This window comes from Neobacillus drentensis, assembly GCF_036962765.1.
Taxonomy (GTDB): domain Bacteria; phylum Bacillota; class Bacilli; order Bacillales; family Cytobacillaceae; genus Neobacillus; species Neobacillus drentensis_C.
The window spans coordinates 4,586-27,153 of sequence record NZ_JBALOS010000174.1 but is presented as its reverse complement, the minus strand read 5'-3'; the positions used below and the strand labels follow the sequence as shown (position 1 = coordinate 27,153).

Annotated in this window: 18 protein-coding genes and 1 pseudogene; 16 read left to right on the top strand and 3 right to left on the bottom strand. The window is 37.5% G+C overall.

From position 1 onward, the window contains the following. Window positions 1-23 precede the first annotated feature (23 nt). The 3 genes and pseudogenes from V7137_RS20885 (at window position 24) to V7137_RS20875 (ending at window position 3,559) form a co-directional block, all read left to right on the top strand. Window positions 24-1,912: pseudogene (locus tag V7137_RS20885) on the top strand (LTA synthase family protein). Between the two features lie 87 nt (window positions 1,913-1,999). After that, a complete protein-coding gene (locus V7137_RS20880) occupies window positions 2,000-2,902 on the top strand; it encodes a thermonuclease family protein (RefSeq protein WP_335699856.1) in 903 nt (300 codons plus the stop codon). Between the two features lie 144 nt (window positions 2,903-3,046). Next, window positions 3,047-3,559, top strand: coding sequence for an HD domain-containing protein (locus tag V7137_RS20875; protein WP_335699855.1), 513 nt, complete (start codon window positions 3,047-3,049; stop codon window positions 3,557-3,559). Window positions 3,560-3,596: 37 nt separating this feature from the next. On the opposite strand, the gene V7137_RS20870 is transcribed toward V7137_RS20875, so the two are convergent. Next, entirely contained in the window at window positions 3,597-4,073 is a 477-nt protein-coding gene (locus V7137_RS20870; protein WP_335699854.1) for a hypothetical protein, read from the bottom strand. A gap of 201 nt (window positions 4,074-4,274) precedes the next feature. On the opposite strand from V7137_RS20870, the gene V7137_RS20865 reads away from it, so the two are divergent. From V7137_RS20865 to V7137_RS20805, 13 genes are all read left to right on the top strand, one after another. Next, window positions 4,275-7,682, top strand: coding sequence for a hypothetical protein (locus tag V7137_RS20865; RefSeq protein WP_335699853.1), 3,408 nt, complete (start codon window positions 4,275-4,277; stop codon window positions 7,680-7,682). Window positions 7,683-7,889: 207 nt separating this feature from the next. Continuing rightward, window positions 7,890-9,050 (top strand): cation:proton antiporter, encoded by a 1,161-nt coding sequence (locus tag V7137_RS20860; RefSeq protein WP_335699852.1) that lies wholly within the window; start codon window positions 7,890-7,892, stop codon window positions 9,048-9,050. Window positions 9,051-9,173: 123 nt separating this feature from the next. Then, window positions 9,174-9,302 carry a hypothetical protein gene (locus V7137_RS20855; RefSeq protein ID WP_335699851.1) on the top strand — a complete coding sequence of 43 codons (129 nt, stop codon included), beginning with the start codon at window positions 9,174-9,176 and terminating at the stop codon, window positions 9,300-9,302. A gap of 236 nt (window positions 9,303-9,538) precedes the next feature. After that, window positions 9,539-10,537 carry an ABC transporter substrate-binding protein gene (locus V7137_RS20850; protein ID WP_335699850.1) on the top strand — a complete coding sequence of 333 codons (999 nt, stop codon included), beginning with the start codon at window positions 9,539-9,541 and terminating at the stop codon, window positions 10,535-10,537. A 120-nt stretch (window positions 10,538-10,657) separates the two neighbouring features. Further along, a complete protein-coding gene (locus V7137_RS20845; RefSeq protein ID WP_335699849.1) occupies window positions 10,658-11,680 on the top strand; it encodes an ABC transporter permease in 1,023 nt (340 codons plus the stop codon). Further along, window positions 11,664-12,458 (top strand): ABC transporter ATP-binding protein, encoded by a 795-nt coding sequence (locus tag V7137_RS20840; protein ID WP_335699848.1) that lies wholly within the window; start codon window positions 11,664-11,666, stop codon window positions 12,456-12,458. The genes V7137_RS20845 and V7137_RS20840 overlap by 17 nt, the downstream gene beginning before the upstream one ends. Before the next feature lie 248 nt (window positions 12,459-12,706). After that, a complete protein-coding gene (hppD, locus tag V7137_RS20835; protein ID WP_335699847.1) occupies window positions 12,707-13,822 on the top strand; it encodes a 4-hydroxyphenylpyruvate dioxygenase in 1,116 nt (371 codons plus the stop codon). Between the two features lie 193 nt (window positions 13,823-14,015). Beyond that, the gene (locus V7137_RS20830; protein WP_335699846.1) at window positions 14,016-14,627 is read left to right on the top strand and encodes a flavin reductase family protein; all 612 of its coding nucleotides are present in this window, start codon (window positions 14,016-14,018) and stop codon (window positions 14,625-14,627) included. A gap of 14 nt (window positions 14,628-14,641) precedes the next feature. Then, complete coding sequence (locus tag V7137_RS20825) at window positions 14,642-15,568, top strand: fumarylacetoacetate hydrolase family protein (RefSeq protein ID WP_335699845.1); 927 nt, start codon at window positions 14,642-14,644, stop codon at window positions 15,566-15,568. Between the two features lie 4 nt (window positions 15,569-15,572). Further along, window positions 15,573-16,736: a homogentisate 1,2-dioxygenase gene (locus V7137_RS20820; protein ID WP_335699844.1), complete on the top strand. Its 1,164-nt coding sequence runs from the start codon at window positions 15,573-15,575 to the stop codon at window positions 16,734-16,736. A gap of 109 nt (window positions 16,737-16,845) precedes the next feature. Continuing rightward, window positions 16,846-17,460 (top strand): NUDIX hydrolase, encoded by a 615-nt coding sequence (locus V7137_RS20815; RefSeq protein ID WP_335699843.1) that lies wholly within the window; start codon window positions 16,846-16,848, stop codon window positions 17,458-17,460. 130 nt (window positions 17,461-17,590) lie between these two features. Then, window positions 17,591-18,952 carry an aspartate kinase gene (locus V7137_RS20810; protein WP_335699842.1) on the top strand — a complete coding sequence of 454 codons (1,362 nt, stop codon included), beginning with the start codon at window positions 17,591-17,593 and terminating at the stop codon, window positions 18,950-18,952. Window positions 18,953-19,175: 223 nt separating this feature from the next. Further along, on the top strand, window positions 19,176-21,431 hold the full coding sequence (locus V7137_RS20805; RefSeq protein ID WP_335699841.1) for a molybdopterin oxidoreductase family protein: 2,256 nt from the start codon (window positions 19,176-19,178) through the stop codon (window positions 21,429-21,431). Window positions 21,432-21,486: 55 nt separating this feature from the next. On the opposite strand, the gene V7137_RS20800 is transcribed toward V7137_RS20805, so the two are convergent. Both V7137_RS20800 and V7137_RS20795 read right to left on the bottom strand, forming a co-directional pair. Further along, complete coding sequence (locus V7137_RS20800) at window positions 21,487-22,062, bottom strand: hypothetical protein (protein ID WP_335699840.1); 576 nt, start codon at window positions 22,060-22,062, stop codon at window positions 21,487-21,489. Window positions 22,063-22,075: 13 nt separating this feature from the next. Beyond that, window positions 22,076-22,568: membrane-spanning protein (locus V7137_RS20795; protein WP_335699839.1), on the bottom strand; the 493-nt coding region annotated here is incomplete at its 5' end.

The following is a 22,568-nucleotide window of genomic DNA, read 5'->3' as shown; positions in this document are numbered from 1 at the left end:
CTAAAACATTAAAAAATAGTCATATTACATTTTTAGCAGCGGCTGTTTTATTATTTTGGATCAAAACTTATGCTGCTTATCAAATTGAATTTAATCTAGGTATTGAAAATAACCTACAAAAGTTTTTGCTTTTAATAAATCCATTAAGTTCAGCCCTGTTCTTTTTTGGATTAGCACTACTATTTAAGAAGCATTTAAAGATGATAATGATCATAATAAATTTCCTATTATCATTCTTATTGTACGCAAATATTGCTTACTATCGTTTCTTTAATGATTTCATTACTGTGCCAGTATTAATGCAAACTAAAACAAATGCTGGACAACTTGGTGACAGTGCACTTTCATTAATGTCACCATTTGATATTTTTTATTTTACAGATACATTTATTTTAATTGCATTAGCATTAACTATTTTTAAGAACGTAACGGTAACGAACAGAAAAACCTATAAAATTGTTCTATTATTTTCANNAATTTAGGGTTAGCAGAAAAGGATCGTCCACAATTGCTGTCACGTTCTTTTGACAGGAATTATTTAGTAAAATACCTTGGTGCGTATAACTTTACAATTTATGATGTCATCCAAAATATCAAATCATCAAGTCAACGAGCATTGGCTGATAGCAGTGATATTACAGATGTTGAGAACTACCGAAAAGCAAACTATGCGGCACCAAATCCAAAATACTTTGGAAAAGCTAAAGGTATGAATGTCATTTATATTTCGATGGAATCATTTCAAAGTTTTATGATTGATTATAAGATGCCAAACGGACAGGAAGTAACACCATTTTTGAATTCATTGGCACATGATCATAATACGTTCTATTTTGATAATTTCTATCACCAAACTGGTCAAGGGAAAACATCGGATGCCGAGTTCTTGATGGAAAATTCATTATATCCAATGGCACAAGGGGCAGTTTTTGTTAACAAAGCCCAAAACACTTATCAAGCTATGCCTTCTATTTTAAAAGGACAGGGATATAGTTCAGCTGTGTTTCATGGAAACTATAAGACGTTCTGGAATCGAAACGTAATCTATAAAGCGTTTGGTTACGATCAATTTTATGATGCTGAGTACTACAGCATGTCTGATGAAAATACTAAAAACTATGGAATGAAAGATAAACCTTTCTTCAAAGAATCGATTCCATTACTTGAAAGCTTAAAGCAGCCGTTCTATACAAAATTCATTTCATTGTCTAACCATTTCCCATTTGAAATGGATCCGCAAGATACAGTGTTTCCTGCTGGGGATTACGGGGATACGGTCGTAAACCAATATTTCCAATCCGCAAACTATATGGATCAGGCATTTGAGCAGTTCTTTAATGATTTAAAAGCTAACGGATTGTATGATAATACTATAATTGTTATGTATGGTGACCATTACGGTATCTCAGAAAACCATAATGATGCAATGGCAAAGGTTATGGGTGTGGACGAAATCACTCCTGCAATCAATGCTAAATTACAGCGCGTACCATTGTTCATTCACGTGCCTGGTGTAAAGGGTGGAGTGCAACACCAAGTTGGCGGTGAAGTAGATGTTCGTCCAACTGTTCTTCATTTATTAGGGATTGATACGAAAGACTATATGGAGTTTGGTTCCGATTTACTTTCTAAACAACACCGCAATTGGGCTTTATTTAGAAATGGTGACTTTGTCTCATCCGATGCAATCCAGATTAATGAGAAATGTTACTCCTCTGCAACAGGTGAATTATTAGGAGATGACAAAATTTGTAAGGATGTAGACAGCAAAGTTAATATGGAGCTAAATATGTCTGATGAAATTGTTTATAAAGACTTACTACGGTTCTATAAGCCAGAAGGATATACCCCAATTAACCCTAATGATTATGAATATTTAGGTCCAAAAGGTGACAAGGCAACAGAAGAGTAACATGATGAAAGAGAGAAGGAGCGTTACCTTCTCTCTTTTTTATTTTGCTTCAAATAATTTAGGAAATTACATAAAGGAGCACTATCTATGAACAATAGAATTCTTCAATTTATCATTTCAGTAATCGTAATCATGACTTTCATTCTGTCTGGGTGTTCTGGAAGCGAATCTACTAGCGAAAAAGGGATTGGAAATACCTCCTCAGTAAGCAAAAATAAAGAAATAGATACGAATGAACCAAGTGATTCAAAAATACCTTCACAATCTCAGTCCAAAGCAGTTGAGCAGAAACCTAGTAATAAAAAATTATTGCCCACTACCATTGTAAAAAATATCGATGGGGATACCGTTGATATTAACTTAAATGGCAAGATAGAAAAGGTAAGGATGCTTTGTGTGGATACACCAGAGACCCATCATCCTAGGTTAGGGGTTCAGCCATTTGGACCGGAAGCAGCGGAATATACAAAGAAGATTCTCTCTGTTGGGACGAAAGTCGAAATTGAACTTGGCTTGGGCGAAGGTAGAGATAAATATGGGCGATTACTTGCTTATATTTATGTGGACGGAAAAATGTTTAATGAAATGCTTCTAGAGAAGGGCTTAGCTCGAGTGGCCTATATTTATGCCCCTAATACGCAATATGTTGATGAATTTTATGCGATCCAAAAGAAAGCACAAAAAAAAGGAGTTGGCATCTGGTCCATTGAAAATTATGCTCAGGAGGATGGGTATAATACCGATAATGCCAAAGGAGATAATGAAAAAGGAACTCAATCAAACGCATCATCTGGAAATAATTATGAAAATAACCCAAGCGATGATCAAGAAATCAACCTGAAATGTAAAGGGAAAATTAAGGGAAATGCTAATTCCCATATCTATCATGTGCCTAGCGGCAGTTATTACGAATCCACTACTGATAATATTGTCTGGTTTTGTTCAGAAAAAGAAGCCCAGGAAGCAGGCTACCGGAAATCAAAGCATTAAGATTATTGTGTATAGGATTGCAGCAGGCTTTTGAATGCCTGCTGCTTTTTAAATCTAAATATTAATAAAAAATTAGCCATGTACCAATTGTTATCATATAATAAATAAAATATATTATTTTGAAAAAGTTAGGAGAGAGATCGCATGAGAGACGTTACCTTATTGAGTATATTTGAACATCACATTGCCCAAAAATATTTAAATCGCTCTGGTCTTGCCCATGCGATTGCTGTTGCCTACCATGCCTTTCAATTAGGGAAAGAGCATCAGTTGGATGTTGACATTGCTGCAAAGGCAGGGCTTCTCCATGATATGGGACATTATACATGGTATAAAAATGGAAAATGGGATTATGATTTATACAAGCAAAATGACATTCATCCGATAAAAGGTGCGGAAAGAGCGCATAAGCTTCTGATCCGTCTTGGTGAAAATCCAATCAAAGCCAAAACAATTGCACTTGCGATTTTATTTCATACAGACTCATTTTTACCATCTAACGATATTGTGAGGACACCATTACAGCAAATTGTTAAATGGGCCGATGAAAAGGATGAAGAAGAAGGCGGCATGCATCATTACCGGACCATTGAATATGAACGGGCCAAACAAAGTATTATTCGCCTAGATGAATGGATCGACAAAGAATATGAATAAAGAAAAGGCGGTGCAGATGCTGCACCGCCTTTTAAAATTACTTCCTTGTAAAGCCCTCTTCTTGTAAAAATTCCCTAGCTTCCTCATAGGTATCGAATGTTGCATCAAGGTTTAACCCAAAATAAATATTCCATGATTCATTTTCTTCCACTAGAATGAGGAGATTATTACCGCTATCTACCCAGCGCTCTTCTTTTGAATCGCCAATAATGGCTTCTTCACCAGCCGTTACCTCAACAGGAGAGAGTGATTGAATGGCTTCCTTTAACAACTTACGAAGTTGGTCTTCGGTGAAATCACGGATATTTACCAACCCTTTTTCGTCCGTGTCATAATTGTCCAGCATCCCAGCATAAACAAATCCATTTCCGTTTGGGTGTAAGTGGTATACAATGTTTTTCTTATCTGTGACACTGCCTTCGAATTGAAAATTGACTCGTCCCATAGAAACATTTTTTCGTTCCAATTCTGAGAACGATTCTATTATCGCTAACTTTTCATCATATGTAAGCATAGTTTCCTCCATCTATTTAAATAAAACCTCTTTCATCATACAGATATTTTACCCAAACGTAAATTCTTTAAAAAATAATTGTTAAGGGGGGCGTAATTTTTAAAGAAAATATTGGAAAATATTAATATTTTAGTGTAAAATTACACAATAAAGGAAAATTTGATACCATTACCATTTTGGTGAGTTTGGGGGTAGGTTTTCATGGATTCAAATATTAGGGAAGAGCATCGGAAAATCTTTAGAAAAGAGTTATTCACACTCCGCGAGGAAGGTTATCTTTCTGAAGCAATCGTCGACAAGGTTGCAAGTGCACATTATAAGTACCATAAGGATCTATTAGAAATGGAGGCCAAACCTTCTGAATATGAAGCAAGTGTACCGATCCATCCTTCGATACCTCAAAAACCTCAAAAAGTAAAGAAAACAATGACACCTGAAGAAATTAGGGAAAGAAATATTACATGGTTATTAAACATTGGGGTGATCTTCTTATTAATTGGAGGGTTGTTTGTAGCAACAAGTAATTGGGAATCGATGACAAGTATTATGAAAAGTGGATCGATAGCAATTGTGGCTTTATTATTTTACGGAATTGCTTTTTTAACAAAAAAAATATTAAAAATAGAAAAGACAGCTTTTGCATTTAGTGTTCTAGGAAGTTTGTTTTTGCCAATTTTTATTCTTTCGCTTGGATGGTTTGGGTTATTAGGTTCATATTTATCCATATCTGGTGAAGGGCGTTATCTACTCGGTATGCTCGGGAGTTTGCTACCGGTCATCGTTTACTATTTATTTGCAAAAAACTTGTCTTCAAGATTATTCGTTTGGTTTTCCTTTGTTTCAATATCTATAGGAATGGCATTTCTTTTAGCTAGTTTCCATTTAAAGATGGATTTCTTTTACTTAGGTATGATGGTTTTCAATGCTAGTTTAATTTTTGTGTATCATCAGTTCAAGAACAAGGAATCATTCAAATTATTTACAAATGAATTTATTCCTTATGTACAAGTAAATCTCGTTTTGTGTACACTATTTATGCTTTTTTTATACGATAATGAGGTCCTATACAGCTTCAACCTGCTGTTAACCGCAATTATTTATTTATCGATGATGTATGTAAGCGGTCGAAAAGAATATCATTTCATCTTTAGTGTCATGATTGTCTATGGCGCTTACCAATTGATTGAGCATAGCTTCCTCCATTATTTTGGAGAGATTATTTATGCATTAATCGGTTTTGGAATGGTATTTGTTCCAAAAGCTTTGAATGATAAATTTTCATTAAATAAAGCATTCCAATATACAAGTGCTGTGATTTCTGGTTTAGCCTTTATTTATATAAGCCTTGAAGGGATTTTACTGCGTGCAGGGAATCCATCGATTGTGCTTATGCTGGCCTATTTTATCATTGCCGTAAACTTTATTTATTTGTCCCATCATGGTTCAAGAGTGTTGTTTCCTTATTTAGGCGCGGTTTTTGCGGCTTCTGGCTTGTTTGAAACAATTGCATTATTAACAGATCCATTCGATACCATCCATTTTTCTCTGCAGTTATCCATTACGGGGTTTATCCTATTTAATATTTTCGGCATAGCACAACTTTCAAAGTATGTAAAGATTATTCAGATTGCCTCTAGAGATGTCGGTTTGTCGATCATGGGGCTTGCTATGTTGACGGCGATTTCGTTGATATTATGGTGGGAACTTGGTGTCATGCTATTACTCTTTTTGGCTGCTGCTTATCTAGTTTATAAAAAGGAAACAAGAATTTTTCTTAAGGAAGGCGCTTTATGGATTATTCCTAGTTTACTAGGTTTTTCAATAGCCGCCTTTGGAGAAGAATTGAATAGTAATTTTTCTATGTATCTTAATGAATATGGGTACGGAATTAATTTTGCTACAGGGGCAATCCTGGTTTTATTAACAAGCTTTATATGGAAAATGGCTGGGGAGAAGCATTTAGATAAAATCTCTTTATATACCTCACAGGCATTCTACACACTTGCCATTTTCCATGCTTTGTTTAATCCGATGAATCATCTATGGGTTCAGCCACTTGTCATGTTGGTTGGAATCGGAATGTATTATTATTTATATAAAAAAATTGGTACAAAGTGGGTTCCATATTTAGTAAGTATCACTGTACTGCTCACGTATTTATCTATCATACAAGCCATTTTGCTGAAATTTACTTTAAGTCATACCATAAATTCACTAATCGCTTCTATTAGTGCAGTGATCACGCTTCTAATCGCCTATATCAGTCGAAAAAATGACTTGAACTTGTCAAATGCGTTTGGATGGGTAGGACACAGCATATATCCGCTAGCGCTATTATTTACATGGTTTGCTTTTCAGAAAGACTCTGTTTACAGCTTTATCTTGGCGTTGTTTGTATATGCTTTTAGCACAAAATTGACGAAGGTAGAATGGAAAATGAAAGGTTTTCTCTATGGCAGTTTTACAACCTTATTCTTTATTGTTTCAACAGGGTTTGACTTAGTATACAATTTTGATTTTGGATACTATGAGTTTCCGATCACGAGTTGTGTTATTCTTTTATTTGCTTTACTTGCCAAGGATGAGTTTAAGAAACGGACAGCTTATTATTTAGTTCCATTTTCCATAATTGGGATTGTGTTTACTGCCATTACCTATCCGTTTGATATGTTGCCATATCTTGTCACACTTGTCTATACATTTGGGATACTGTTTTATTTGCATAAAATCAATTGGGATGTTTTAGGGGTTATTCCATTAATCTTAGCTTTTATTGCGACTATTGAGTTCACACATCAGAGTGAATTAGTTGGGCTGGAAAAAATGCTATTAACTGGAGGCTTAGGGATCGTTCTGTCGATTGTTGGTCAGTTCGTTTATAAAAAGTTAATCATATATAGTCCGAAACTTATTCAAACAAAACTAGACGGATATACACTGGTTTCATTGATGTTTTTCGCTCTTATGTACACATTTGATCATGAATACATTTGGAGGGATGCTTTGCCAGGCGTGCTAATCTCGGTTTCTCTTTTATTGCAAAAAAAAAGAGTTCCAGAACGTTTCTCTGTCCTTATGACGATACTTGGCGGAGCCTATTTATTCCAACCATACTATTCACTTGTGGCAGAGCTAAATATTCCGTCACTATGGGAGCGGGAAGTGATAGTCCTTCCATTTATTATTCTTATTATTTTTATACGACGTTGTTTAAAGGGTCGATATACAGATATTACAAAAGCTGTTCAATGGGGAGTTCTTATTATCGTTTCCCTATTATTAATACAAGATGGTTTAGCTAGCAACACAATTTATGATGCTATTATCATCGGGACACTATCCTTGTTGTCGCTGATTTCAGGTATGTTCTTACAAATAAAATCATATTTCTTTGTGGGAGCTGGCGTTTTATTACTAAACGTATTTCTGCAAACAAGACCCTACTGGGGGAATATGCCGTGGTGGTTCTATTTATTAATTGCTGGACTAATATTAATTACTGTTGCAAGCTTTAATGAATGGAACAAGCAAAAAGTAATTAAAGGAGAAACAACCTTTATTATGACTTTTAAGGAAAAAGTAATCGAGAAAATGAAAAAGTGGGATTAGTAGCGAATACTTTGCTCGGTATGCTTTTAATTGAAGGTTCATCTAAAAGATGTTATAATAGTATTAATAAAATATCTGTTGTTTTTGGAGGAGCCTGTCACCAAGGGATTATTATGTCCTTTGGTTGACAGGCTTTTTGTGTATTTCAAAAGGGGTCTGTTAAAATACAGACCCTTTTATTTTTTGAATAAAAGGAGTGGAGATTGAATGGATTTAATTTTAGATTTAGCGATCATTTTATTTGCCTCAAAAATTGCTGGGGATATAAGCGTTAAATTAGGTCAGCCGTCCGTTTTAGGAAAGTTATTAATTGGTATTATTATAGGACCGGCTGTTTTGGGACTGATTTCTGATACGAAAACATTAACCGATCTAAGCCAGATTGGCGTTATCTTGTTAATGTTTATTGCTGGTATTGAGACTAATATTCAACAATTCAGACGCACATGGATGGCTGCAACATTAGTAGGATTCAGTGGAATTATCTTTCCATTAATTTTAGGTTCCCTTGCAGGGGTCGTGATGAATCTGACACTAATTGAAGCATTATTTTTAGGTTTATTACTATCCGCAACAAGTGTAAGTATTTCCGTTCAAGCACTTAAAGAGTTAAATAAGCTTCAATCAAAAGCAGGGACAACCATATTAGGTGCAGCAGTCATAGATGATGTCGTTGTAATCATTGCCTTGGCATTCCTAATGAGTATGGCTGGCGGAGAAGTAAATTTGAGTATGATGATCATAAAAAAGGTACTCTTTTTCACAGTTGCAATAATGGTTGCTTGGAAGGTGGTTCCGTGGATATTAAGGAAATTCGCACCATTAAAGGTCACAGAATCGCTCGTCTCAGCTGCATTAATTATTTGCTTCGTGTTTGTTTATGCTGCGGAATTATCAGGTGTTGCGGGAATTATTGGTGCCTATATCGCCGGGGTTGCCATTAGTCAGACTGATTATAAACAGAAAATATTTAAGAAAGTAGAAACCATTAGCTATTCTATTTTTGTTCCTGTATTTTTTACATCGATTGGGTTGTCAGTAACCTTTGATGGAATCTTTCAACAGTTTGGGCTCATAATTGGTCTTAGTATTCTTGCTATTTTAACCAAGTTATTCGGTGCTGCCGCAGGTGCTAAATTAGCAAGATTTTCTTGGGGAAATTCACTTGGAATTGGTGCTGCCATGGTTTCACGCGGCGAGGTTGCGTTAATTATTGCGACGATTGGCTTAGAAACAAAGTTAATCACCCAGGAACTTTTTGCCGTATTAATAATAGTAGTGTTAGTTACAACTATCGTCACACCGCCGATGATGAAGTACTTTTTCCATCAGGGTGATAAACGAGCAAAGATGAAAAACACTGCATGATCCAACTAAGTAATAGTCCATTCTCGTTTTTTAAAGATTTATTGAAATGGTACGCCCATAAATTCGATGGGAAAAACGAATGATTTATCAAAGAATTACAAACTAACATTCAGGAGGTTAGAAATGGGTACTGTATTAATCGATATCGACAAATTACTAGAAGCAACATCAAATCTAACAACTGAGAAAAATAATCATAAAGTGAAAAAAATCGAAATTGACCTTTTACTTGAAAATACCCGAGATTGGTAAAATAATATTTTTGATATGATAATTTTTGAGAATGCCTTCATAAAAATGGAGGCATTTTTATTTGTAAATAATCGGTTATCGATATGAAACAATGGCTATACAATTATGCTGCTTTAAAGCGAAAAAATATTTTACCCATATCTATTGCATTTCCTTCAAAAAGATACTAGAATAATTTTTAATATATTTAATTTTTTGAAAATTGGTATTTTGCTATTTAAGGGGGATTTAGCTAGATGAAGAGAAATGGAAAAGTATTATCGATTGCATTAGCAGGTATGATGCTGCTAGCAGGGTGCAGTAGTAAAGAATCAGCAGGTGGATCAGAAAAAGGGGGAGCAGATAAGGAGTTCAAAGTAGGAATTACTCAGTTTGCACCACATCCATCTTTAGATGCTGCGACAGATGGTTTTAAAAAGGCCCTTAAAGATAAAGGGATTAAGGTAAGCTATGATGAACAAAATGCTCAGGCAGATATGAACAACACGCAGACAATTGCAAATAATTTTGTTGGGGACAAAGTCGATTTGATCTTTGCGAATGCTACGCCAAGTGCAACAGCAGCATTGAATGCAACAAAGGATATTCCGATTATCTTCACATCGGTGACTGACCCCGTTGGAGCTGGTTTGGTTGAGGCCTTTGATAAACCTGGGAAGAACATTACTGGTACTACTGATAACCATCCAGAAGCAACAAAGAAAACCATTAGCTTTATTACAGACGAAGTAAAAGCGAAAAATATTGGAGTTATTTATAACTCTGGTGAACAAAATTCAGTTGTTCAGGTTGATGAGGTCGAAAAGATTGCCAAAGAGAAGAGTGCTAAACTTGTAAAAGTATCTGTTTCTACTACAGCAGAAGTGAAGCAAGCAGCAGAATCATTAATTGGCCGTGTGGATGCTATTTACATTCCAACTGACAATACTGTTGTTACTGCACTTGATTCAGTCATTGCTGTTGCAAACAACAAGAAAATCCCGCTTTTTGTGGGTGAACTTGATTCCATGAAAAAAGGCGCGGTTGCTGCGAGTGGGTTTAGCTATTTTGACCTTGGCTACCAATCTGGATTAATGGCAGCTGATATCTTAAGCGGAAAGAAAAAGGCATCTGAAATTCCAGTCGAACTTCCAAATAGCTTAAAGCTTGTCATTAATAAGAAGGCGGCTGAAGCACAAGGCTTAACAGTTATTGATGCTTGGAGCAGTTTGGGTGAATTCTACGAAGGTAATTAAATGACATATTTCAAAGAGGAGCCTTCATTTTGAAGGCTGCCTCTTTGATACATACATAAGCATTATATAGAGGTGAGCGTCAAAGACGCATACTAAATGATTAAAGAAAGGATGATCTCAATGTTTACAGCCATATTTGGATCATTTGAAGCAGGTATCATCTACGCGATTATGGCACTGGGCGTCTATCTTTCCTTTCGTATTCTGGATTTTCCAGATTTAACGGTTGATGGTAGTTTTGTCACTGGAGCAGCTATTTCAGCGGTTATGATTGCAAATGGTACGGATCCATTTCTTGCAACAATCATGGCACTATTTGCAGGTTTTGCAGCGGGTTGTTTAACGGGCCTTCTGCATACATTTGGAAAGATTAACAACTTGCTTTCCGGTATTTTAATGATGATTGCACTCTATTCAATAAACCTGAGAATTATGGGGCGCTCTAATATCCCTTTATTGAATATAGATACAGCTTTTACGAAAATCAGTGGATTTTTTGAAAAAACAGGAATAGATTCTTTTTTCAACAGTATTCTTTCGATGGTCGGTCTTGGTGATAGCCTGCCAGAAACATGGGGAATTCTTCTTTTTATGATTATCGTTACATTTGTGATTAAATGCCTGACAGATTTATTCTTGAAGACAGAAATTGGTCTTGCCATTAGGGCGACTGGAGATAATAAACGGATGATTCGGAGCTTTTCTGCTAATACCAATCTTCTAGTTGTGTTAGGATTAGGTCTTTCAAATGCATTAGTAGCATTTTCAGGAGCACTGATTGCCCAGCAAGGTGGATTTGCAGATGTAGGCATGGGAATTGGTATGATTGTCATTGGTCTTGCCTCTGTTATCATCGGCGAAGCCCTTTTTGGTACTAAAACAATTGCTCGTACAACTCTGGCTGTCATTGGCGGGTCTATTATTTATCGAATCGTTGTTACGTTAGCCTTGCGTGTAGATTTCTTGGATCCAGGAGATATGAAGTTAATTACTGCACTTATTGTTATTATAGCACTTACAGCTCCTAAAATCATTGAAGGGACTAAAGAGAAAAAGCGGAAAGCACGCCGAAAATCAGAGCGAAAGAATATCATCCAGGCTAGCGCTCAAGCGAAGGGGGACAATCATGCTACACTTAAATGAAATTCACAAGATATTTAATGAAGGGACCCCGGATGAAAAAATCGCTATCGATCATGTGAATCTTACCCTTCAGCCTGGTGATTTTGTTACTGTAATTGGAAGTAATGGTGCAGGAAAATCAACATTAATGAATATCATTTCCGGTGTGTTAATCCCTGATGTCGGTGATGTTCATATTAACGGGAAAAATGTAACGAGCATGTCAGAATATAAGCGTTCAAAAATGATCGGACGTGTCTTCCAGGACCCCATGGCTGGAACGGCTCCAAGTATGACTATTGAAGAAAATCTTGCGATGGCTTACTCTCGCAACAAACTGAGAACCCTCCGTCAAGGTGTAACAAAAAAGCGACGTGATTATTTCCGTGAGGTATTAGAATCATTGCACCTAGGACTCGAAAATCGGCTGAGTGCGAAGGTAGGGCTATTATCAGGGGGAGAACGCCAAGCATTATCTTTGTTAATGGCAACCTTCACAGAGCCATCCATCCTTCTTCTTGATGAACATACAGCAGCACTTGATCCTTCAAGGGCGGAATTAATTACAAACTTAACGAGAGAAATTGTCGATAAATACAAGCTGACCACTTTAATGGTTACCCATAACATGCAGCAAGCCATTGATTTAGGAAATCGTTTAATTATGATGGATAAGGGTCAAATTATTTTAGAAGTCAGTGAAGAAAATAAGAAGCAGTTAACAATCGAAAGTTTATTAACGGAGTTTAAACGGATACGTGGTCAACATATGGCAAGCGATCGGGCCATTCTTTCCTAAGAGAAAAAATATTTTGAGTATCTATTTCCAAATGATTCGAATAAAATTATTTCCAAAGTTATTAAGTTAGAAACTTGCCGTAATGGGTAAGTTTCTTTTTGTTTTTACGGGAAATATCACATCAATCCTCCTCTTGTCTTTAGTACGAAAAAGCGTTATTGCTTTACATCCTATTCTTGATTGGACAAGAAGCCTTGATTTAGAATTAATTCTGAATATTATTACTTTTAAATAATGGGGGTTTCTAGATGGAAGATAAAAGAGTAAGAGCAGATCAATTAGCTGATGATTTTTTTCCCGTCCGTGACGTAGATTATATTGAAATTTACACAGGGAATGCAAAACAAGCATGCCACTTTTTCTGTACAGCATTTGGTTTTGAGCCAGTAGCATACTCTGGACTGGAAACAGGTAATCGTGATACCGCTTCCTATTGCTTAAAGCAAAGGAATATTCGTCTAGTGCTTACAGGGGCATATACAGAAGATGGCTCAGTAGCCCAATTTGTTAAGAAACACGGTGACGGTGTAAAGGATATAGCACTTGTAGTTGATAATGTCGAGAAAGCATTTGAAGAAGCGGTGAATCGCGGTGCGATAGCGATTACTGCCCCTTTTGAAATGAAGGATGAATCGGGAGTGATAAAAAAAGCCGTTCTTGGTACATATGGGGACACCATCCATACGTTAATAGAACGAAAGAATTATCATGGTGCATTCTTACCTGGATTTGAACCATTCACTGCTCGATTACCGGTAAAAGATACGGGTTTAATTGGGATTGACCATGTGGTCGGTAACGTAGAGAGAATGGAGGAATGGGTAGAATATTATGCCAAGGTAATGGGCTTTAAAGAAATGAAACATTTCTCCGATAAGGACATAACAACGGAATACTCCGCTCTTATGTCAAAGGTCATGCATAACGGAGGACGGATCAAGTTTCCAATCAACGAACCAGCGGTAGGAAAACGCAAATCACAAATTCAGGAATATCTTGAATTCTATAATGGTCCTGGTGTACAGCATTTGGCAATTTTAACAGAGGATATTGTTTCAACGGTAGCCATCTTAAAGCAAAATGGGGTTGAGTTCCTTAAAACTCCAGATACTTATTATGAATCCTTGGGAGAACGGATTGGGAAGATTGATGAAGAAATTGAAAAGCTGCGTGAACTAAATATTTTAGTAGACAGAGATGATGAAGGATATTTACTGCAAATTTTCAGCAAACCAATTGTTGACCGTCCAACCTTATTTGTTGAAATCATTCAACGAAAAGGTGCACGCGGATTTGGAGAAGGAAATTTTAAGGCTTTATTTGAATCAATTGAACGGGAGCAGGAAAGACGAGGAAATTTATAAAAATAGATAGTAAGGGTTTAAAGGGGCAAAAAATCGATCGGGTTGAGGGAGAGTGATTTCTCCCTTTTTTAAGGCTATGTTAAAGGTTTTTGTTGTTATTCTAAGCCGTGTTGATTGGAGAGCCTGAAGCGGAAATCAACATGCATGTTTAACACAGCCTTTTTTAAAGCAAAATTATGTGAGGTGAAATATCATGGAAATCTCTCCGAAAACACTGGAATGGAGAGAAGCTTATAAATTATTAGTTGGATCGATTCTTCCCCGTCCCATTGCCTTTGTTTCAACAATTGACGAGAAGGGGACAGCTAATGCAGCACCATTTAGTTTTTTCACGGCGATTTGTGCAGACCCGATGCTCATTTGTTTCTCACCAATGAGAAGGGGAACTGATGGGGCTAAAAAAGATACGCTTTTAAATATTGAAAGCACAGGTCAATTTGTTATTAATATTGTGAGTAACAGTATCGCAGAACAAATGAATGACTGTGCGGTCGAATTCAGTCCGGATATCGATGAAATTGTTGAAGTGGGTTTAACGAAAGAACCAAGTATCAAGGTCAATGTACCTCGGATCAAAGAATCACTCGTCCACCTAGAATGTGAACTAGAACAGGTAATGCATTTTGGTGATACGCCTGGGGCAGGAAGCTTAGTAATTGGAAAAGTGGTTCATGTTCATGTAAACGATGACCTGTTTGATAAGGGTCGCATTGATTCTGCGAAACTTAAACCTATTGGGAGAATGGCTGGAAACATTTTTACAGACCCATTAGCCAAAACGTTTGAAATGGAGAGAAAAACCTAGAAAAGGTGAGTGTCGTGAAATTCATAACGTTTGAAAAACAGGATGGGACAATCCGATCGGGGTGGTTATTAGACCATGATCACGCAGTTGATATGCATGAAGCATCAAGTGGACTGCTGCCTGATAATCTATTAAACTTCCTAGAAAATAGTGACGCAAATTTAAAAAGGATGGCAAGGTTCCAATTCACCAGAGAACAAAAAGGCGTTTACCCATTAAGTGAACTTCGTTTAAAGGCACCACTGCCTATCCCCAAAAGTTTTCGTGATTTTTATGCATTTGAGCAGCATGTGAAACAGGCAAGGGAAAATAGGGGTCTTAAAATGATTGCAGAATGGTATGAAATTCCTGTCTTTTATTTCTCCAATCATCTTGCCATTAAAGGACCAGGAGAAGGAATTATCAAGCCGAAGGAGTGCAACTGGCTTGATTACGAACTTGAAATGGCCTGTATCATTGGTAAAGAGGGGAGAAATATTTCTGCAGAAAATGCGGATGAACATATTTTTGGCTATTGTATTTTAAATGATTGGAGCGCAAGAGATCTGCAAAGGAAGGAAATGAAGGTTGGACTTGGTCCTGCCAAGGGAAAGGATTTTTCAACCTCAATTGGACCATGGATCGTCACAAAAGATGAGTTAGAACCATATAAATCTGGAAAAGGTTTTAATCTATCCATGAAAGCAATGGTAAACGGGTGCCATCTATCAAAAGGGAATATGAAAGACCTTTATTATTCCTTTGCTGAGATGATCGAAAGGGCGTCTGCAGGTGTTACCTTATACCCTGGCGAATTGATTGGTTCAGGAACAGTAGGCACAGGTTGTATTCTTGAGCTTGGAGAACAGGTGCATCGCTGGCTAGTGCCTGGTGATCAAGTAGAATTGGAGATTGATCTCCTTGGTGTGTTACACAATGAAATAATTGCTGAAGAGAGGTGAAATAATGTATTACCGCCAAATGGGGAGTATACCTCACAAACGTCATACCATGTTTAAAAAAGCAGATGGAAGCCTTTTTAGAGAGCAGGTTATGGGGACAAGGGGATTTTCAGGAACGCAATCGATTTTGTATCATCATTATATGCCAACTGAAGTGGTGAAAGCGGAATTAGTGGATGATTATTTGCCAGAATATGAAGATCAGCAGCCGCTTAAACACCGCCATTTTTTCACAGGTAAAGTGCCAACAAAAGGGGACGCGCTAAAGGCTAGGGAATATATTTTAGGAAATCAGGATTTATTAATTGGAACAGCCCATGTAACAGTTCCAATGACGAGTTTTTATCGGAATGGTGATGGCGATGAATTGCTTTATGTTCACTACGGGTCTGGAAGGCTAGAAACGATGTTCGGGACCCTTTCATATAAGCCGGGTGATTATCTTAATATTCCGATAGGGACCATATACCGTGTCATCCCAAACGAAAATGAAGAGACAAAAATGCTGGTTGTTGAATCCTTCAGCCAAATCACAACACCAAGACGGTACCGAAATGAATATGGTCAACTTTTAGAACATAGCCCATTTTGTGAAAGAGACCTGCGTGGACCGGAAGAATTGTCGACATTCGATGAAAAGGGTGAATTTGAGGTTTTAACTAAATCGAGGGGGAAAATATCCTCGCATATCTTAGGACATCATCCGCTTGATGTAGTGGGCTGGGATGGATATTTATATCCATGGGCCTTTAATATCGAAGATTTTGAACCAATCACTGGAAGAGTCCATCAGCCGCCGCCAGTCCATCAAACTTTTGAAGGGAATAATTTTGTTGTCTGTTCATTTGTACCCCGGCTTTATGACTATCATCCCGAATCAATCCCTGCACCTTATTATCATAGCAATGTTAACAGCGATGAGCTTCTCTATTATGTAGAAGGCAATTTCATGAGCCGTAAAGGGGTGCAGGAAGGCTCCATTACCCTCCATCCAGGCGGAATTCCGCATGGTCCTCATCCGGGCAAAACGGAAGCGAGTATTGGAAAAAAGGAAACACTTGAACTGGCCGTTATGATTGATACCTTCCATCCTCTCAAAATTGTAAAAAACGCACATAAGATTGAAGATGTGAACTATATGTATTCATGGTATGAGAAAAAAGAATAACATTATTTCTTTTACAATCCAACAAACTAGTTGGATTGTTTTTTTAAAACTACAGATAAAAAATGGTATGGTAGTAGTAAGTTATTTGAAATTAAACGGAGGTGAAGTCATGGAGCTAGACCCAATTTTATCGAAATTAAAAAGTCATATACCAAAGATCCTTGGCAGTGAAAGGTTTTCAAAATTTGCTGTTATGGTCCCACTAATTGAAAAAGAGGACGGAATACACGTATTATTGGAAGTTCGCTCCCTTAAATTAAGAAGGCAGCCCGGAGAGATTTGTTTCCCTGGTGGGAGGATTGATGCACAGGATAGTGATGAAAAAGATGCAGCGATTCGAGAAACGATTGAGGAATTAGGCATTAACCAAGAGCAAATCACAGATGTTTATCCATTGGATTATATGATTTCACCTTTTGGAATGATGATTTTTCCTTATGTCGGCTATTTAATTAATCCCCAAAAAATCGTGCCTAACCCTTCAGAGGTTGATGAGATTTTCACTGTCCCACTTTCATTTTTTATTAAGAACGACCCTGAAATTTATCAGATTGAATTTAGGGCAGAGCCAGAGGAAAACTTTCCTTTTGATTTAATCATTGGAGGAGAAAATTATAATTGGCGGGCAAGAGGAATTGAGGAATATTTCTACCGCTATAATGGAAAAGTTATTTGGGGACTAACAGCAAAGATTCTTGCCCATTTTATTGAACTCATTCGCTAATTCCGAGGATAATTTAATCGACTTGTCCGTTTTAGGCGCACAAATGTCCTTGTCAAATAGAAAAAACTTGATTATTTTCTGAATATGTTTAAAATTAAGATTATATTTTTAGGATTAGGGAGATGTAGGGATGAAGGTCGTAAAGTTTGGCGGGTCCTCGCTAGCATCAGGAAAACAAATTGAAAAGGTATTTAAGATTGTTGTTTCAGATCCCGAGAGAAGAGTCGTTGTCGTTTCAGCACCAGGGAAACGGTTTGCAGAGGATCCTAAGGTAACGGATTTATTGATTGAATGTGGAGAACTTTGTCTCCAAAACCAAGATCCTAGGGAAAAATTTGAAGCTGTTCTTGAAAGATACTGCTCTATCGCCGAAGAATTATTATTGTCACATGAGATTATTATTGAAATTCAAGAAGATTTAGCAGAGAGATTGAGTGCAGATAAAACAAAACCTGATCGCTTTCTGGATTTATTAAAAGCCAGCGGTGAGGATAATCACGCCAAATTGGTCGCAGCCTATTTTCGTAAGCAGGGAGTAGAAGCACATTACATAAACCCTAAAGAAGCAGGACTGCTTGTCAGTGATGAGCCGGGTAATGCCCAAGTTCTGCCGGAGGCATACAGTCAGTTATACTCGCTGCACGAACGACCAGGGGTTCTAATTTTTCCAGGCTTTTTTGGATACAGCAAACAAGGCGAGGTATTTACCTTTTCGCGAAGCGGTTCAGACATTACAGGATCGATCCTAGCTAATGCCCTTAAAGCAGACCTTTATGAGAACTTCACCGATGTTGATGCCGTGTATTCTGTAAACCCATATATCGTAAAAAAACCTAAAGAAATAAAGGAATTAACCTATCGGGAAATGCGTGAACTTTCCTATGCGGGATTCACCGTATTACATGATGAAGCGCTTGTTCCGGCATTCAAAGCAGGAATTCCTGTTCAAATCAAAAATACAAATAATCCAAGTGCACCAGGAACGAGGATTGTTTATGAGCGCGACAATACGAATGGACCTGTGATTGGAATTGCAAGTGATCAAGGATTTTGTAGTATTTATGTGAGCAAATACTTAATGAATCGTGAGATAGGATTTGGACGCAAGCTTTTAGGTATTTTAGAAGACTTCGGTTTATCCTATGAACATACGCCTTCAGGAATTGATGATGTTTCTGTTATCCTTCGTGAAAATCAAATGGATACAGAAATGGAGAAAGCGATTAAAGCACGGATTGAAACAGAGCTGCAAGTCGATCAAGTGAAAATTGAACATAGTCTTGCACTTATCATGGTGGTTGGCGAGGGCATGCGCCACAATGTAGGAACAATGGCAAGGGCCTCCAAAGCACTGGCGAAAGCACATATTAATATTGAAATGATAAACCAAGGTTCATCTGAAGTGAGTATGATGTTTGGGGTAAAAGAAGTAGACGAAAAAAGAGCAGTTCAGGCACTTTATGATGAGTTTTTTGTAGCAGTAACAGTTTAATTTCATCATTATTGGAATAAAAAAGCAGTTCTAAAATTCACTAGTGATTTTAGACTGCTTTTTTACTTTTTCTACAAGCAATATTTCAAGTTGAAATTCGAATAGTATGAATTTAGTTTTTATGATATCATTATACTAACTGGTTAGTATGTAATGATGTTTTAAAACAGAAAAAGGAGTCGATATAAAATGAAAGCCATTAGGTGGGAGGAGAAGTGGTCTTTTGGAGAAAAGCGAAAAATCAATCGGTAAACCTACTAAAATAAGTTATCGGACATGTCCATTGTGTGAAGCGACCTGTGGGTTAGAAATTCATACACAAGAAGAAAAGGTTGTCCATATTAAGGGAGATAAACTTGATCCGTTTAGCAAAGGTTATTTATGTCCAAAAGGATATAGTGTAAAGGAACTCCACTCAGACCCTGACCGGGTTCTAAAACCGATGATTCGTAATGGGGAGAAATGGCAAGAAGTTTCCTGGGAAGATGCCTTCTCTGAAGTAAGAAGAGGGCTTCGTTCAGCTATCGAGGAGTATGGTAAGAATGCAGTCGCTGTTTATTTAGGAAACCCGAGTGTTCACAATTTAGGAAGCATGTTATATGTTCCAAACTTTTTACGTGCATTAGGAAGCCGGAGCATCTTTTCGGCCAGTACTCTAGATCAGATCCCAAAACAACTTTCATCTGAAATCATGTTTGGTAGTGATGCCAATCTACCAATTCCAGATATTGATCATACAAACTATCTGTTGATGATTGGTGCCAATCCCCTTGCGTCCAATGGAAGCTTAATGACTGCACCTAATATGAGAGAACGTTTGAAGGCTCTAAAGGAACGTGGCGGGAAGTTAGTGGTCATTGACCCGGTTCGTACTATTACAGCAAAGCAAGCCGATGAGCATTATTTTATTCGTCCTGGGACAGACGCTTTGTTTCTATTCGGACTTATTTATACCCTTTTCGAAGAAGGTTTGGTTAACCTTGGGAAATTGGTTGATTATATAAACGGGCTTGATGAAATTAAAAACCTTTCTGAGGATTTTGCACCTGAAATTGTTTCCGTTAAATGCGGAATTCCAGAAGACACCATTCGTCGTATAGCACGTGAACTTGCTAGTTCACCTCAAGCGATTGCTTACGGAAGAATGGGCACATGTACACAACCTTTTGGCACAATGAACAGCTGGCTTGTGGATGTGGTAAATGTTCTAACAGGGAATTTGGACCACCCGGGCGGTGTGATGTTTCCTAACCCAGCCACGAGGCGTGCATCTTCCAAAAGAGTTCGCTCGCTAAGACACAACCGTTTTCAAAGTAGAGTTAGAAAGATTCCTGAGGTATTGGGGGAGATTCCCGTAGCCTGCCTAGCAGAAGAAATGGAAACCCCTGGTGAAGGACAAATTAAAGCATTAGTTTCCATAGCAGGAAACCCAGCACTTTCAGCACCAAATAGTAAACACTTACAATCTGCTCTTGAAAAGGTTGATTTTATGGTCAGTATTGATTGTTATCTAAATGAAACATCTCGCTATGCCAATGTACTTCTTCCAGTTCCTTCACCATTAGAACGTTCACACTATGATATTACCTTTTACAACCTAGCTATCCGAAATATTGCACACTATTCAAAACCTGTTTTTGACCTTCCAGCAGAACAACTAGATGAATGGCAGATTCTCCTTCATTTAGCTGAAGCGGTGGGTGAGGAAAAAATGGAAGGGGACATTGTTAGTAAATTGGATGAACTCGCAATTTATGAACTGATCAAACATGAAATAAAGAACCCGAATTCACCAATTTACGAGCAGAACGCCATGGAAATTAATGCCATGCTAATGGATAGAAAAGGGCCGGAACGTTTACTTGATTTTTACCTTCGTGTCGGGCCTTACGGAGAACACTTTGGAAAGAACCCCGATGGACTAAGCTTAACTATCTTAGAGAAACATCCACATGGAATGGACCTAGGTGCTCTTCAACCGAGAATTCCCGAGATATTGCAAACACCTTCAGGAAAAATTGAATTGGCAGCCCCAATTTTAACGAAAGATGTTGAACGACTTCGACAAACACTTGATTCAAAAGACAATACCATACTCTTGGTTGGAAGAAGAGACCTACGAAGTAATAACTCGTGGCTGCACAATCTTCCGGTACTAGTAAAAGGAGAAGATAGATGTAAGCTCATGATTCATTCCAGTGATGCTGAAAGTTTTGGACTGTTGCAAGGAGATAAGGCGTTGGTGAAGTCACGAACAGGTAAGATTGAAGTACCAGTAGAAATCACGGATGATATCATGCCGGGAACGGTAAGTCTTCCACATGGGTGGGGACATAACCTTTCAGGAACTCGTCTTGGGGTAGCCAGCCAGCATGATGGTGTTAATGTCAATCTGTTGACGGATGAACAATTGATCGATCCTATATCCGGAAATGCAGTACTTAATGGAGTACCAATAATAATCGAAAAAGTAAGCTAAGTCTGATAAAATATACATTCCAAATGAATGGGCTCGCCATTTTGGCGAGCCACATTTATGACTTTTTTAGTTTAATCTTCGTTCGAATACCTGACCACACTGCAATTACAAGTCCGCCAATGGTATCTGCAATTAGATCCGTCATCGTATCTTTATTTCCGCCGCCTTGTAATGTCATATTGAAGAGTTGGTCAGAGCTGAATTCATAAATTTCCCATAGTACCCCGCCAAGTGCTGCAAAGGATAGTGTAAATAAGAACACAAACCATGGTGATATCTTTTCTCCCGCATTTCGGTGGATCAATCGTTCATACAGAGCAATTCCCGCAAAAGCAAGAATCGCTCCACTGACCAAATGCATAAAGGTGTCCCACCAACCAAGACCATACCAGCCTAGGATAGAACCTAAATATTGAGAACCAACTAAGAAAATTAAATAAGAAATAACAATCGGTAAATTGAATTTTAGTTTGGTGAATAGTGCCAATAATAGTGGGATAGCACCGCAAACAATTCCGCCAATCGCAACTGAACCTTTAAATGAAGCATCATTTGAATAGTAGTAGACAGCTAATCCCGCCATGAAAAGAACATAGATCAAACTAAAAATGATGACAAGCTTTCGATTCACAAAATTTCACCTCTCAAACTTTTTTTTTCTGAAAATAGGCGTAGATGGCAACTAAAAGTCCGCCAGCCAGGCCACAAAGTAAATCATACATCGTATCTTTATTTCCGCCCAGTTGCATAATATGCGTGATTGTAAGATCTCCCACAAACTCATAAATTTCCCAAAGAACACTTGCTAAGACGGCGAGTGAAAGAACAAAAAGAGAAATAATCCATCTTGAAGTATCCTTTCTTACTTGTTCTGGAATCATTAATTTATATAATGTTATTCCAACACAGGCAGTATATATCCCTTTATAAAAATGAATGGTTGAATCCCACCATTTATATCTCAGATAAAAATCCCCTATTGAACCTAAATAGGTAGTACAAAAGATAAATAGATAATATCCAACGATGGTTGGGAGGTTAAATGGATTGTTTTGCTTAAAGATAAGCATAACTGGTAACCCACATACAATAATGCCCCCTAGGGCCACTTGCCATTTCGAAGATTCTCCTTTAATA

Coding starts and splice junctions, on each gene's coding strand:
- V7137_RS20880 (WP_335699856.1), top strand. CDS start 2,000: ATGAACAATAGAATTCTTCAATTTATCATTTCAGTAATCGTAATCATG.
- V7137_RS20875 (WP_335699855.1), top strand. CDS start 3,047: ATGAGAGACGTTACCTTATTGAGTATATTTGAACATCACATTGCCCAA.
- V7137_RS20870 (WP_335699854.1), bottom strand. CDS start 4,073: ATGCTTACATATGATGAAAAGTTAGCGATAATAGAATCGTTCTCAGAA.
- V7137_RS20865 (WP_335699853.1), top strand. CDS start 4,275: ATGGATTCAAATATTAGGGAAGAGCATCGGAAAATCTTTAGAAAAGAG.
- V7137_RS20860 (WP_335699852.1), top strand. CDS start 7,890: ATGGATTTAATTTTAGATTTAGCGATCATTTTATTTGCCTCAAAAATT.
- V7137_RS20855 (WP_335699851.1), top strand. CDS start 9,174: ATGGGTACTGTATTAATCGATATCGACAAATTACTAGAAGCAACATCA.
- V7137_RS20850 (WP_335699850.1), top strand. CDS start 9,539: ATGAAGAGAAATGGAAAAGTATTATCGATTGCATTAGCAGGTATGATG.
- V7137_RS20845 (WP_335699849.1), top strand. CDS start 10,658: ATGTTTACAGCCATATTTGGATCATTTGAAGCAGGTATCATCTACGCG.
- V7137_RS20840 (WP_335699848.1), top strand. CDS start 11,664: ATGCTACACTTAAATGAAATTCACAAGATATTTAATGAAGGGACCCCG.
- hppD (WP_335699847.1), top strand. CDS start 12,707: ATGGAAGATAAAAGAGTAAGAGCAGATCAATTAGCTGATGATTTTTTT.
- V7137_RS20830 (WP_335699846.1), top strand. CDS start 14,016: ATGGAAATCTCTCCGAAAACACTGGAATGGAGAGAAGCTTATAAATTA.
- V7137_RS20820 (WP_335699844.1), top strand. CDS start 15,573: ATGTATTACCGCCAAATGGGGAGTATACCTCACAAACGTCATACCATG.
- V7137_RS20815 (WP_335699843.1), top strand. CDS start 16,846: ATGGAGCTAGACCCAATTTTATCGAAATTAAAAAGTCATATACCAAAG.
- V7137_RS20810 (WP_335699842.1), top strand. CDS start 17,591: ATGAAGGTCGTAAAGTTTGGCGGGTCCTCGCTAGCATCAGGAAAACAA.